The organism is Actinomyces polynesiensis (assembly GCF_000820725.1).
GTDB classification, from domain to species: domain Bacteria; phylum Actinomycetota; class Actinomycetes; order Actinomycetales; family Actinomycetaceae; genus Pauljensenia; species Pauljensenia polynesiensis.
Genome location: NZ_CCXH01000134.1, coordinates 1 through 13,832 on the forward strand (window position 1 = coordinate 1; position 13,832 = coordinate 13,832).

At 71.8% G+C, this 13,832-nt stretch carries 10 protein-coding genes and 4 pseudogenes; all 14 read right to left on the bottom strand.

Annotated elements, in window-relative coordinates; all coding sequences use genetic code 11:
• Window positions 1–457: flavoprotein (locus TA90_RS06225; protein WP_043535185.1), on the bottom strand; the 457-nt coding region annotated here is incomplete at its 3' end.
• A 4-nt stretch (window positions 458–461) separates the two neighbouring features.
• Window positions 462–728 (bottom strand): DNA-directed RNA polymerase subunit omega, encoded by a 267-nt coding sequence (gene rpoZ, locus TA90_RS06230; RefSeq protein WP_043535178.1) that lies wholly within the window; start codon window positions 726–728, stop codon window positions 462–464.
• Window positions 729–793: 65 nt separating this feature from the next.
• Window positions 794–1,351 carry a guanylate kinase gene (gmk, locus tag TA90_RS06235; protein ID WP_043535179.1) on the bottom strand — a complete coding sequence of 186 codons (558 nt, stop codon included), beginning with the start codon at window positions 1,349–1,351 and terminating at the stop codon, window positions 794–796.
• Window positions 1,352–1,369: 18 nt separating this feature from the next.
• The gene (gene mihF / locus TA90_RS06240) at window positions 1,370–1,681 is read right to left on the bottom strand and encodes an integration host factor, actinobacterial type (protein ID WP_043535186.1); all 312 of its coding nucleotides are present in this window, start codon (window positions 1,679–1,681) and stop codon (window positions 1,370–1,372) included.
• Window positions 1,682–1,758: 77 nt separating this feature from the next.
• On the bottom strand, window positions 1,759–2,598 hold the full coding sequence (gene pyrF, locus TA90_RS06245; protein WP_043535187.1) for an orotidine-5'-phosphate decarboxylase: 840 nt from the start codon (window positions 2,596–2,598) through the stop codon (window positions 1,759–1,761).
• A 125-nt stretch (window positions 2,599–2,723) separates the two neighbouring features.
• A complete protein-coding gene (gene carB / locus TA90_RS06250; RefSeq protein WP_043535180.1) occupies window positions 2,724–6,029 on the bottom strand; it encodes a carbamoyl-phosphate synthase large subunit in 3,306 nt (1,101 codons plus the stop codon).
• Window positions 6,029–7,214 (bottom strand): annotated as a pseudogene (gene carA / locus TA90_RS06255) (glutamine-hydrolyzing carbamoyl-phosphate synthase small subunit). Before carA ends, carB begins: the two are co-directional and overlap by 1 nt.
• Window positions 7,211–8,507: pseudogene (locus tag TA90_RS06260) on the bottom strand (dihydroorotase). Before TA90_RS06260 ends, carA begins: the two co-directional pseudogenes overlap by 4 nt.
• 109 nt (window positions 8,508–8,616) lie before the next feature.
• A complete protein-coding gene (locus tag TA90_RS06265; protein WP_043535181.1) occupies window positions 8,617–9,624 on the bottom strand; it encodes an aspartate carbamoyltransferase catalytic subunit in 1,008 nt (335 codons plus the stop codon).
• A 1-nt stretch (window position 9,625) separates the two neighbouring features.
• A pseudogene (gene pyrR, locus TA90_RS06270) lies at window positions 9,626–10,168 on the bottom strand (bifunctional pyr operon transcriptional regulator/uracil phosphoribosyltransferase PyrR); the annotation flags it as partial.
• Window positions 10,169–11,087: 919 nt separating this feature from the next.
• Window positions 11,088–11,597, bottom strand: a pseudogene (gene nusB, locus TA90_RS15865) (transcription antitermination factor NusB); the annotation flags it as partial.
• Between the two features lie 2 nt (window positions 11,598–11,599).
• Window positions 11,600–12,163, bottom strand: a complete 564-nt coding sequence (gene efp, locus TA90_RS06280) for an elongation factor P (protein ID WP_043535183.1) — start codon at window positions 12,161–12,163, stop codon at window positions 11,600–11,602.
• Between the two features lie 42 nt (window positions 12,164–12,205).
• Window positions 12,206–12,781: a shikimate kinase gene (locus TA90_RS06285; protein WP_052450583.1), complete on the bottom strand. Its 576-nt coding sequence runs from the start codon at window positions 12,779–12,781 to the stop codon at window positions 12,206–12,208.
• A partial coding sequence (aroB, locus tag TA90_RS06290; protein WP_043535184.1) for a 3-dehydroquinate synthase occupies window positions 12,771–13,832 on the bottom strand: 1,062 nt, incomplete at its 5' end. The genes aroB and TA90_RS06285, both read right to left, overlap by 11 nt.

Consider the following 13,832-nt stretch of genomic DNA (forward strand, 5'->3'; position numbering starts at 1 on the left):
CGGAACTCAGCGCCCCGGAGGCGGGGTCGACGACGGTGAAACCACGCCGGCGCAGCACCTGGACGTTCTCCCGGGTGGCGGCGTCCTCCCACATGGCGGTGTGCATGGCCGGGGCCAGCACCACCGGGCAGGTCGCGACCAGCACGGTCGTGGTGAGGAGGTCATCGGCCATCCCCAGGCGCAGCCGTGCCAGGAGGTCCGCGGTGGCGGGGGCGATGAGCACCAGCTCCGCCCGGCGGGCGATCTCGACGTGGTCCGCGCCGCCGGCCTCGAAGACCCCCGAGCGCACGGGGTGACCGCTGAGCGCCTCCCAGGTGGCGGTGCCGACGAAAGAGAGGGATCCGGGCGTGGGGACGATGGTGACGTCGAGACCCTCACGCATGAGGTCGCGCACCACGGTGGCGACCTTGTAGGCGGCGATCCCCGCACCCACGCCGACGACGACCGTGGCCGCCACGGGCTCAGGCCTTCTGGTCGGCCTCGAGGGTCAGCAGACCCTCGTCGATCTCGCGCAGGGCGATGGCGAGCGGCTTCTCGTCGGGCTCCGTCTCGACGACGGGACCGACGAACTGCACCATGTTCTGCTCGAGCTGCAGGTTGTAGGCGTTGATCTGCCGGGCGCGCTTGGCCGCGAAGATCACCAGTGCGTACTTCGAGTCGACGTGCTCGAGCAGGTCGTCGATGGGCGGGTAGGTGATGCCCTCGGGCTGGGCGACGATTCCGGACATGTGGCCTCCGCTTCGGTGGAACTGGACGACGCGCGCGGGGAGCGCACACGCCACGGCCCCCGAGTCTACTCCAGGCCCATCAGGTGGGCCAGTTCCGCGGCAGCCCGGTCGACGTCGTCGTTGACGACGACGTGGTCGAACTCACCCTCCGCCGCCAGCTCCCTGCGCGCGGTGCGCAGACGGCGCTCCCGCTCCTCGGGGCCCTCCGTCCCGCGCCCGACCAGGCGGTGCTCCAACTCCTCCCACGAGGGCGGGGCGAGGAAGACGAGACTGGCCTCGGGCATGGCCCGGCGCACCTGCCGCGCGCCGTCGAGGTCGATCTCCAACAGGACGGGCACGCCCTCCGCGAGCTTCTCCTCCACCGGCCGGCGGGGGGTCCCGTAGCGGTGGGCACCGTGGACCACCGCCCACTCGAGCATCTGCCCGTCGCGGACCAGTTCGTCGAAGCGCTGCCCGGACACGAAGTGGTAGTGCACGCCGTCCACCTCGCCGGGACGCGGTGGACGGGTCGTCGCCGAGACGGAGACCGCGAGCCCGGGATGGCGCGCGCGCAGCGCCGCCACCACCGTGCCCTTCCCGACTGCTGTGGGACCTGCGAGGACGGTGAGACGTGCGGGATGCATGCCCCCATCCTGCCACCCTCACCCGAAGCGGCGGACGAGCTCCTCGCGCTGGACGGGGCCGAGACCGCGCACACGCCGCGACGCCGCGATGCCGATCTCGTCCATGAGGATCGCCGCCGTGTTCGCGCCGACCCTGGGGAGGGACTCGAGGAGTGCGACGACCTTCATCTTCGCGATCGCCTCGTCCGTGTCGGCGAGGGCGAGGACCTCCGAGAGTGCCATCTCCCGGGACTTCAGCGCGGCCTTCACCTCCGCACGGCGCCGTCGCGCCCTGGTCGCCTTCTCGAGGGCCTGTGCCCGCTGTTCGGGGGTCAGATCCGGAAGAGCCATGGTCATCACTCCTTTGGACGAGATGGATCCTGGTGCCACCAGCATGGCACCCCGGACCGGTCGGGACGTGGCTTCCGTCACTTGTCCGTGCCGGTCAGGACCGTTTCGAGGTCCTCCACCGCCTGCCGGTGGGCCCGGCGCAGGCCGGCCGCGTCCGGGCCGTGGCGCAGCACGGCACGGGAGGTCGATGCGAGGACACGGTCGACGCTCCCCCCGAAAACCTCTCTGACCTGCTCAGATCCTGCTCCCTGGGCTCCGATCCCCGGGGCGAGGACCGGACCATCCAGTCCCTCCAGGTCCACCCCCAGCTCACGGACCGCTCCCCCGACCGTCGCCCCGACGACCACACCGAAGGAACCAATGTGACCAAGCTCACATCCCGCATTGCGCGCGGCGACCTCCCCGACCACGCGCGCAGCGACGGAACAACCGTCCGAACCCCTCGCATGCTGCACCGATGCCCCCTCGGGGTTCGAGGTGAGGGCGAGCACGAAGGCACCGCGGCCCGAGGCCGCCGCCAGGTCGAGGGCCGGAGCGAGCGATCCCACACCCAGGTAGGGCGAGAGGGTCACCGCGTCACCGGCCAGGGGGGAGCCCTCCGCCAGGTAGGCGTGGGCGTAACCCTCCATGGTGGAACCGATGTCACCGCGCTTGGCGTCCACGATGCACAGGGTCCCGGTGTCACGGCAGGCCGCGACGACCTCCTCGAGGACCGCCACACCACGGGACCCGAAACGCTCGAAGAACGCCGACTGCGGCTTCACCGCCGCCACACGCCCACCCAGGGCGTCCACGACCCCCAGGGAGAACGCGCGCAGGCCGGCGACGTCGACACCCAGCCCCCACGACTCCAGCAGGGCGGGGTGGGGGTCGATGCCCACGCAGACGGGGCCGTGTGCGTCCATCGCGGCCCGCAGCCGCTCGCCGAAGGGTGTCGGGCGGGAGGCGGGGCCGCCCTCGTCGGTCGCGGTGCGCGCCTCCCTGCCCGCACCACCGGACCCCGGGACGGTCGACCCCACACCGCTGGCACCCACGGGGGCGCTCACCTCACGCCCTCCCCCGCCACGCGGGCTGCGTCCCACTCCTGGAGGGAGCGCACCCGGTAGGGGCCCCTCAGGCGGACCTCGATGGCCTGGACCGCGGCGTTGAAGGCCTGCAGCGTGGTGAGGATCGTGCGGTCGTTGGCCGTGGCGGCCGTACGGATCTGGTAGCCGTCGTGCCGGTTGGACGCCCGCTGGGGCGTGTTGACGACGATGTCGACGAGTCCGTCGTTGATGAGGTCGACGATCGTGGGCTCCCCGGCCGGGCCGCGCCCCGCGGAGGACTTGCGCACGACCTCGGCCTCGATCCCGTTGCGGCGCAGCACGGAGGCGGTGCCCTGGGTGGCCATGATGTGGAAGCCCAGCTCCTGGAGGCGCACCACCGGGAAGACGATGGCCCGTTTGTCGGAGTCCGCGATGGAGATGAACACCGTGCCCTCGGTGGGCAGCTCGGCGAAGGCGCCGGACTGGGACTTCGCGAAGGCGGTCGGGAAGTCGCGGTCGATGCCCATGACCTCACCCGTGGACCGCATCTCGGGGCCGAGGATCGTGTCGACGACGGAGCCGTCACTGCGCCGGAAGCGCTTGAAGGGCAGGACCGCCTCCTTGACGGCGATCGGCTGGTCCAGGGGGATCAGGCGCGCGTCGCGCGGGGGGAGCACACCCTGCTCGCGCAGGGAGGCGACGGTCTCCCCCACCTGGATGAGGGCCGCCGCCCTCGCCAGGGACACCCCCGTGGCCTTGGAGGCGAAGGGCACCGTGCGTGAGGCGCGGGGATTGGCCTCGATGACGTAGAGGATGTCCGACATCAGCGCGAACTGGATGTTGATGAGCCCCCGCACGCCCACGCCCCGGGCGATGGCCTCCGTGGAGGCCGTGATGCGGGCGACCTCACGCTCCGACAGCGTCATGGGGGGCAGGACGCAGGCGGAGTCGCCGGAGTGGACCCCCGCCTCCTCGATGTGTTCCATGACCGCGCCCATGAACAGGTCCTCCCCGTCGTAGAGCGCGTCGACGTCGATCTCCACCGCGTCGTCGAGGAAGCGGTCGATGAGCAGGGGCCCACGGGAGAACAGGACGTCGATGTCGGGGCGGTCGAGGTAGTCGGCCAGGCCCTCGGCGTCGTTGACGACCTCCATCCCGCGTCCGCCGAGCACGAAGGAGGGCCGCACGAGGACGGGGTAGCCGACCTCCTCCGCGACCGCCGGCACCTGGTCGGTGGTGTGGGCGACACCGTGGGCGGGGGCGGGGAGGTCCGCCTCGGCGAGCACCAGGCCGAACTCCTCACGGTCCTCGGCCAGGGCGATCGAGGCGGGACTCGTCCCCAGGATCGGGACCCCGGCGTCCTCCAGTGCCTGGGCGAGGGACAGCGGCGTCTGCCCACCGAGCTGCACGAGCATCCCGGCCACCGGCCCGGCCTCGCACTCGGCGCGGTAGACCTCCAGGACGTCCTCCAGGGTGAGGGGTTCGAAGTAGAGGCGGTCGGAGATGTCGTAGTCGGTGGAGACGGTCTCGGGGTTGCAGTTGACCATCACGGTCTCGTAGTGCCCAAGCAGCGCCAGCGCGGCGTGCACGCAGGAGTAGTCGAACTCGATGCCCTGCCCGATGCGGTTGGGCCCGGCACCCAGGATGATGACGGCCTCCCGCTCGCGCGGGGCGACCTCACTCTCCTGGTCGTAGGAGGAGTAGTGGTAGGGCGTGCGCGCCTGGAACTCGGCGGCGCAGGTGTCGACCGTCTTGTACACGGGCCGCACGCCGAAGGCGCGGCGCACCTCACGCACGGTGGTCTCGGACAGGCCGCGCATGCGGGCCAGCTGGGCGTCGGAGAAGCCGTGGCGCTTGGCCTCCACGAGGACGTCACGGGTGAGGGCCGGTGCCGCGGCCACGCGCTCCGCGATCTCCTGGAGCAGGAACATCTGGTCGAGGAACCAGGGGTCGATCGCCGTGGAGGCGTGGATCTCCTCCAGGGTCGCCCCACCCCGGATCGCCTGCTGGACCTGGACCAGCCGGCCCTCGGTGGGGGTGGCGGCCGCGGCCACGAGCTCGCGGGTCTCCTCCGGGGTGGGGACGGGCCCGTCCCAGTGGAACTGGACCCCGGGCTTGTCGATGGAGCGCAGGGCCTTCTGGAGGGCCTCGGTGTAGTTGCGCCCGATCGCCATGGCCTCCCCGACGGCCTTCATCGAGGTCGTCAGCGTCGGGTCCGCCTGCGGGAACTTCTCGAAGGTGAAGCGTGGGACCTTGACCACGACGTAGTCGAGGGTCGGTTCGAAGGAGGCGGGCGTGGAGCCCGTGATGTCGTTGGGGATCTCGTCGAGGGTGTAGCCGATGGCCAGGCGGGCCGCGATCTTGGCGATCGGGAAACCGGTGGCCTTGGAGGCCAGGGCCGAGGAGCGGGACACGCGGGGGTTCATCTCGATGACGATGATCTTGCCCGTCTCCGGGTGCACCGCGAACTGGATGTTGCACCCACCGGTGTCGACACCCACGGCGCGGATGACGGCGATGCCGATGTCCCGCAGGCGCTGGAGCTCCCGGTCGGTCAGCGTCAGCGCGGGGGCGACGGTGATGGAGTCGCCGGTGTGGACGCCCACCGGGTCGACGTTCTCGATGGAGCAGACGACCACGACGTTGCCCGCGCGGTCGCGCATGAGTTCGAGCTCGTACTCCTTCCACCCCAGGATCGACTCCTCGAGGAGCACCTCGGTGGTGATGGAGGCGGTGAGTCCCGCCCCGGCGATCCGGTCGAGCTCCTCGGGCGTGTAGGCGATGCCCGAGCCGAGCCCACCCATCGTGAAGGAGGGGCGCACGACGAGCGGGTAGCCCAGGTCCTCCGCCGCCGCGTGGCAGTCCTCCAGCGTGTGCGCGATGTGGGAGCGGGCGACCTGCGCCCCGCAGGCCTCGACGATCTCCTTGAACTCCTCGCGGTCCTCCCCCGCCCGGATGGCGTCCACGGAGGCGCCGATGAGTTCGACACCGAAGCGCTCGAGCACCCCGCGCTCCGCCAGGGCGATGGCCGTGTTGAGGGCGGTCTGGCCACCGAGGGTCGGCAGGAGCGCGTCGGGGCGTTCCTTCTCGATGATGGAGGTGACGACGTCGGGTGTGATGGGCTCCACGTACGTGGCGTCCGCCAGGTCGGGGTCGGTCATGATCGTGGCGGGGTTGGAGTTGATGAGGATGACCCGCAGGCCCTCCTCACGCAGGACCCGGCACGCCTGGGTTCCCGAGTAGTCGAACTCGCAGGCCTGGCCGATGACGATCGGACCCGATCCGATGACGAGGACGGACTTCAGGTCGGTGCGCCTGGGCATCAGTGGGTCTCCTTGTGTGCGCGGACCATGTCCACGAACCGGTCGAAGAGGTGCTCGCCGTCGTGCGGTCCGGCGGCGGCCTCGGGGTGGAACTGGACGGAGAAGGCGGGGATGTCGAGGGCGCACAGGCCCTCCACCACGCCGTCGTTGAGGTCGATGTGGGAGACCTCCACGCGCCCGTAGCGGCCGTCCTCGAAGGGGGCGGTGGAGGGGCGGCCGACGGGGGCGTCCACCGCGAACCCGTGGTTGTGGGAGGTGATCTCCACCCGCCCGGTCTCCGTGTCGCGCACGGGTTGGTTGACGCCGCGGTGGCCGAAGTCCAGCTTGTAGGTGCCGTACCCCAGGGCCCGGCCGAAGAGCTGGTGGCCGAAGCAGATGCCGAAGAAGGGGGTGCCGGAGTCGAGCACACCGCGCAGCAGCTCCGTCTCGCGCTGGGCACTGGCCGGGTCACCGGGGCCGTTGGAGAAGAAGACCCCGTCGGGGTGCAGGTCCTGGAGCTGGGCGAGGGTGGTGGTGACGGGGACGACCACGACCTCCACCCCCCGGGCGGAGAGCTGCTCGGGGGTGCGGGCCTTGATCCCCAGGTCCACGGCCACGATCCGCGCCAGCGGCTCCTCGGCCCTCGTACTCCCCGCTGGGGGGCACGGTGTAGGCCTCGGGGGTCGTCACCTCGCCCGCCAGTGCGGCGCCCACCATCTGGGGCTGGGAGTCGACGATCGCCACCAGTGCCTCGCGGGCCTGGTCGCTGAGGTGCTCGGCGCCTGCGGGCAGCGCGCTGCCCGAGAAGATCCCCGCGCGCATCGCCCCGTGGGAGCGGATGTGGCGGGTGATGGCACGGGTGTCCACGTCGCTGATGCCGACCACGCCCTGGGCGACGAGCTCGTCCTCCAGCTCGCGGCGCGAACGCCAGTTGGATGCCCTGCGGGCGGGGTCACGGACCACGAACCCTGCCACCCAGATCCGCGAGGACTCCGGGTCCTCGTCGTTGACACCGGTGTTGCCGATGTGGGGGGCCGTCATGACGACGATCTGGCGGTGGTAGGAGGGATCCGTGAGGGTCTCCTGGTAGCCGGTCATCCCGGTGGCGAAGACGATCTCCCCCAGGGTCCGCCCTCGTGCCCCCCAGGCGGACCCCCGGAAGACCGAACCGTCCTCCAGTACGAGCAGGGCCAACTCTTGGGTCACGGGCGTTCCTCCTTCGCCACGGGGACGCCCTCGACGACGGTGCGTTCCCCGAGATGGATCGTGTGGCAGACCCTACCCGGCAGTTCCAGTCCGGCGTAGGGCGTGTTCGACGAGCGGGACCATTGTGTGCGCGGGTCCACCGTCTGTCTCACGGAGGGGTCCACCAGGGTGATGTTCGCAGGTGAGCCCACCTCCAGACCGCGTCCCTGGGAGGCCACGCGGCCGATGCGGGCCGGGGCGGTGGACATCGTGCGTGCCACGTCCGCCCAGGTCATCCGCCCGGTCTCCACCATGGTGGCGATGACGATGGGCAGGGCCGTCTCCAGCCCCGTCATGCCGAAGGCCCCGGCCTGCCACTCGCAGTCCTTGGACTCCAGGGGGTGGGGGGCGTGGTCGGTGCCGACCACGTCGATGGTGCCGTCGGCGAGGCCCTCGCGCACGGCCTCGACGTCCTCGGCGGTGCGCAGGGGCGGGTTGACCTTGTAGAGCGGGTCGTAGGAGCGGGCCTCCTCCTCGGTGAGGAGCAGGTGGTGGGGGGTGACCTCGGCGGTCACGTGCACGCCCATCCTCTTGCCCCAGCGGATCAGGTCCACGGAGCCGGCGGTGGAGAGGTGGCACACGTGCAGCCGCGACCCGACGTGCTTGGCCAGCAGGATGTCCCGGGCGATGACGGCCTCCTCCGCGACGGCGGGCCAGCCGGCCAGGCCGAGCTCCCCCGACAGCGGTGACTCGTTCATCTGCGCCCCGTCGGTGAGCTCGGGGTCCTGGGAGTGCTGGGCGACGACCCCGTCGAAGGCCTTGACGTACTCCAGCGCGCGACGCATGAGCACCGGGTCGGAGACGCAGCGGCCGTCGTCGGAGAAGACCCGCACCCGCGCCCGGGAGTTCGCCATGGCGCCCATGGCCGCCAGGTGCTCCCCACGCAGGCCCTGGGTGACGGCGCCGACGGGTCGGACCTCGACCCATCCGGCCTCGCGGCCGAGCTCCCACACCTGGTCGACGACCGAGGCGGTGTCCGCCACCGGTGTGGTGTTCGCCATGGCGTGGACGCAGGTGTAGCCCCCCCGCGGCGGCCGCGCGGGTGCCGGTGTACACGGTCTCGGCGTCCTCCTGGCCCGGTTCCCGCAGGTGGGTGTGGAGGTCGACGAGCCCGGGCAGGGCCACGAGTCCGTCGGCGTCGACGACCTCGGCGTCATGGGCCCCCTCGGCCGCGTCGGGCCCGGCGGCCACGATGGTGCCCCCGCGCAGGAGGAGGTCCCCGCGACCGGTGCCGAGGAGGTCGGCGGAGCGGATCAGCAGGTCACGGGCGCGGCCGGCGCCCGCAGTGGCGGAGGTGCCGGCGCCCGCAGTGGCGGAGGTGCCGACGCCCGCGGCGGTGGTGGAGGTGGCGGTGGTGCGTGGGTCAGTCACGGGAGGATCCTTCCGGCGCGAGCAGCAGGTAGAGGGCGGCCATCCGCACGGACACGCCGTTGGCCACCTGTTCGACGATGACGGAGCGGGGCGAGTCCGCGGCCTCCGCGCAGATCTCGAGGCCCCGGTTCATGGGTCCCGGGTGCATGACCACCGTGTGGTCTCCGAGGCGTCGGAAGCGCTGGACGTCCAGGCCGTAGGCGGCGTGGTACTCCCCCGGTGAGGGGAAGAACCCTCCCCCCGTCGCACTCATGCGCTCACGCTGGACCCGCAGCATCATCACCGCGTCGGGGTCCTGCGCGAGGGCGTGGTCGAGGTCGTAGTCCACGGTGCAGGGCCACTGCTCCACGCCGACCGGCAGCAGCGTCGGGGGGGCGACCAAGGTGACCTCGGCGCCCAGGAGGGTGAGCAGGTCGACGTTCGAGCGGGCGACCCGGGAGTGGAGCACGTCGCCGACGATCACCACACGTGCGCCCGCCAGGTCGGTGCCGGGTGCGACCGGCTCGGTGCCCGGCAGGCCGGCCCCGCCCTCGTCCCCGGCCCATCGCAGGTGGCGCCGCAGCGTCATGGCGTCCAGCAGTGCCTGGGTGGGGTGCTGGTGGGTGCCGTCCCCGGCGTTGAGGACGGGCAGGTGGATCCACCCGGCGTGTGCCAGGCGGTGGGCGGCACCCGAGGAGCTGTGGCGCACCACCACGGCGTCGGCGCCCATGGCCTGCAGGGTGAGGGCGGTGTCCTTGAGCGACTCGCCCTTGGACACGCTGGAGCCCTTCGCGGAGAAGCTGATGACGTCCGCGGAGAGGCGCTTGGCGGCCGCCTCGAAGGAGAGGCGGGTGCGCGTGGAGTCCTCGAAGAAGAGGTTGACGACGGTGCGCCCGTGCAGGGTGGGGAGTTTCTTGACGCGCCTGGACTGGGTGGCGGCCATGGCCTCGGCCGTGTCGAGGATCTGGAGGGCCTCGCGGTAGTCGAGGTCGCGGATGGAGATCAGGTGTTCGAGGGACATCTCAGGCGTTCCTCCCCAGCAGCACGGCGTCGCGACCGTCGGTCTCGGTGAGGAGGATCGTCACCGTCTCCTGCCGTGCGGTCGGCAGGTTCTTGCCCACGTAGTCGGGGCGGATCGGCAGCTCGCGGTGGCCGCGGTCCACGAGGACCGCCAATTGCACGGCCGCGGCGCGCCCGATCCCGGACAGCGCGTCGAGCGCCGCCTTGATGGTGCGTCCCGTGTAGAGCACGTCGTCCACCAGCACCACCGTGCGCCCGTCGATCCCTCGCGGGGGGACCTCGGTGGGATGGGGGGTGCGCAGGGGGTGGTGGGCGAGGTCGTCGCGGAACATCGTCGTGTCGATGATGGCGAGGTCCGCCCGGGGCCCACCGACCTCCTCGATGCGGTCCACCAGGCGGCGGGCGAGTGTCGCGCCGCGGGTGGGGATGCCGGCGATGACCAGGTCCTCCCCGCCCCTGTTGCGTTCGAGGATCTCGAAGGCGATGCGGGTGAGGGACCGGGCGATGTCATCGGCTCCGAGGACTTCCTTGCCCCCGGCGCCGCGGCTCCCGTCCGGTCGTGGACGTGACTTGTCCGTGTGGACCTCCTTCCCCGCCTCACGGGACGGGCCTTAAAGGAACGCTTCCGGGCACGAGCGTACACCGGTGGGGCGGGGTTCCCGCAGGGAGGTCCGCCGACGAGGGCGGCGCCGTGCTGCCCGGGCGCCGGGACCGGGCGCGCGCGGGGGTGCGCTGCCGGAACTTGCCGCCTCGTCACAGGCGCACGCGAGCACCAATATGTTTCCGCAGGTCAGCGGCCCGCCGGGAGCCCGCACCCCGACCCGACCCCGACGAACCGGCAAGTTCGCACACCAAACCTGTCGGAACTTGCCGTCTCGTCGCAGGCGCACGCGAGCACCAATATGTTTCCGCAGGTCAGCGGCCCGCCGGGAGCCCGCACCCCGACCCGACCCCGACGAACCGGCAAGTTCGCGCACCAAACCTGTCAGAACTTGCCGTCTCGTCATCGGTCCGGATGCCTCAGTACTCGTCGAGGAGCTCGTCGAGCTCCTCGAGGTCAGCGCTGGTGAGGTCGTCGAGCGTCGGGTGACCGTCGCGCAGCGTCCTCAGGCCCTCGCGATCGGTGCCGGTGGCGCCTGTCTCTCCAGCGCCCCCGTCGGTGGTGGTCTCCGACTCCTCGGTGTCAGCGGGTGCCACCGTGACCGAGCCATCGCCAGGCGCCGCGGACTCTGCGTCGTCCGTCGCAGGGCTGTCCGGGTCGACCGGTGCCGTGTCCTGCGCGGCCCCGGCCGCTGAACCGGCCTCGACGACCGGGCCGGAGGTCTCCTCCGGGCCAGCGCCGGGAGTGTCCGGCGTGCCGGTCACCTCGACGACGTCCTCCTCGGGGACGGTCACCGCTCCGGCACCGTGGGAGTCCCCGTCGGGAACCAACCCGTCGGAAACCACTCCGTCGTCGGCGGCACCTTCCTCCGGCGCCTCCACTGCTGCCGTGTCGGTGTCCTCCTCACGCAGGACCCGCTCACGGCGCCATGCGGGGCTGTCCAGGTCCCGCCGGACCGCGTCGAGCACGGCGTTGACGAACCCCGGCGAGGCGTCCGTGGAGATCGACTTGACGATCGAGACCGCCTCGTCGATGGCCACCAGGGGCGGCACGTCCTCGGTGTTCTCCAGCATCTCCCACACGGCCACCCGCAGTACCGCCAGGTCTACGGCCGGGATCCGGTCGAGACCGGGGACCTTCGCGTGAGCCGTGATCAGGTCGTCGATGCGCCGCAGGTTGGCGGCGACGCCCTCGATGATGCGGACCGAGTAGTCCGGCAGCGGTGTCAGGGCAGCGGTGATGACCTTGCGTTCGCGCAGCAGGTCGGAGAGGACCCGCGGGTCGCGGCCCATGCCGCGCTGGTCGGCCTCGAAGACGACGTCGGCCGCCCGCTTGCGGGCCTTGGTGCGTGAGGTGAACTGGTGCTTGGACACGGTCAGTCGGTCACGCGTCCGGAGTAGGAACCGTCACGGGTGTCGACCTTGACGCGCGTGCCCTCCTCGAGGAACAGCGGGACCTGGATCTCGTAGCCGGTCTCCAGCGTCGCGGGCTTGGTGCCCGCCGAGGAGCGGTCGCCCTGCAGGCCCGGCTCCGTGTGCGTGATCGTCAGCACGACGGTGGCGGGCAGCTCGACGAAGAGCACCTGGCCGTCGTGCTGGGAGACGATGACGTCCTGGTTCTCGACCATGAAGTTGCGGGCGTCGCCGACGACCTCGCCGGGAACGTTGATCTGCTCGTAGGTGGACTTGTCCATGAAGACGTAGTCCTCGCCGTCCTGGTACAGGTACGTCATGTCGCGACGGTCCACGGTGGCCGTCTCGATCTTGATGCCGGCGTTGAAGGTGCGGTCGACGAGCTTGCCGGACAGCACGTTCTTGATCTTCGTGCGCACGAACGCCGGTCCCTTGCCGGGCTTGACGTGCTGGAACTCGACGACCTGCCACAGCTGGCCGTCGATGATCATCACGATGCCGTTCTTGAGGTCATTGGTGGTGGCCACAGGTATGCCTTCTCCTCGTCGGTGGGTGGACTGCCCGCCAGTCTACATCCCGGCGAGCACCTGCCCGGCGACCGTGGCGGGCGCCACGCGCGCGGTGTCGATGCTCTCGTCCGCGAAGTGCGCGTAGGTCGCCCGCAGGGAACGGATCATGCGGGTGAGCATCGCGCGCGGCGCACCGAGTGCCACCGACCGCGGTGCGTTGAGGCCTTCGCGGCGGGCCAGCTCCGCGGTGTCGACGACGAGTTGGACCACCCGTGCCCCGCCCTCGTGCGCGACGTCGAGTGCCACGGCCACCTCGGGGTCGGTGGGCAGGGAGGCCCCGAGCGTGACGACCCCTCCCGCCCCGATGCCCCCCGGTGCGAGGGCGTCCAGGGCCGCGCGTCGCTGCAGGTCGGGCAGGCGCGGGTCGCGGGAGACGACGAGGGCGCCCACGGAGAGTCCCGTCCCCGCGGCAATGAGGTCGTCCGTCTCGACGAGGGCGACCCCGAGCCGGTCCGCGACGAGGCGACCGATGGTGGACTTGCCGGAGCCCGCGACGCCGATCAGCACCAGGGCCGGGGGGCGGGCGCCTCCCCCGACTGCGGGGAGTCCGGACCCGGAGGGGGTCTCAGTGGACATCGATGCCGGTCCTCTCCGCGGGGGCACGCAGCTGCCCGGGTTCCACCCGTCGCACGACGGGGTGCTGGAGCCCTTCCAGCAGGACGAAGCGGAGGTGACCGCCGCGCACCTTCTTGTCCGAGAGCATGGCCTCGACCAGGTCCTTGAGGGGGGCGCCCGTGTAGGCGGTGGGCAGGCCGAGCGCCGAGAACGCCCGGCGGTGGGCGGCGACGCCCTCCCCGTCGAGGAGGCCGAGGTCGTGGGCGAGTTCCGCTGCGAAGACGCAGCCGACCGCCACGGCGTCCCCGTGCCGCCAGCGGTACCCCTCGCAGCGTTCGATGGCGTGGGCGAGGGTGTGCCCGTAGTTGAGGATCTCCCGCAGACCCGCCTCTTGGAGGTCCTGGCCCACGACCCCGGCCTTGACGTCGACCGAGCGCACGACCAGTTCGTGGAGGGTGTCGGACGCGGGGTCCAGGGCGCCCTCCGGGTCCCCGGCGAGCAGGTCGAGGATCTCCGGGTCGGAGATGAGACCGCACTTGACGACCTCGCCGAGGCCCGCGCGCAGGTCGTCGACCGGGAGTGTGCCCAGCAGGTCGAGGTCCTCGACGACACGCACGGGCGTGTGGAAGGCGCCCACGAGGTTCTTGCCGGCGGCGGTGTTGATCCCGGTCTTCCCACCGACGGCCGCGTCGACCATGCCCAGGAGGGTGGTGGGGACCTGCACCACGTCCACCCCGCGCAGCCAGGTGGCGGCGATGAAGCCGGCGACGTCCGTCGTGGCGCCGCCCCCCAGACCGATGACGGTGTCCGTGCGTCCCAGGCGCGCGGCCCCGGCGGCGTCCCACCCGGCCGCGGCGACCTCGAGGGTCTTGCCGTCCTCCGCGTCGGGGTGGACGAGGGTGTGGACCTCCAGGCCGCGGCCCTCCAGGACCGCCTCCAGGTCGGCGGCCGGACCGGCCACGGAGTCGGGGTGGACGAGGAGGACCTTCGTGGCATCCCCCCGGACCCCGTCAGCGGCGACCTCCGCCAGGCCGCGACCGATGAGGACCGGGTAGGGGTGGGTCCCCCGCAC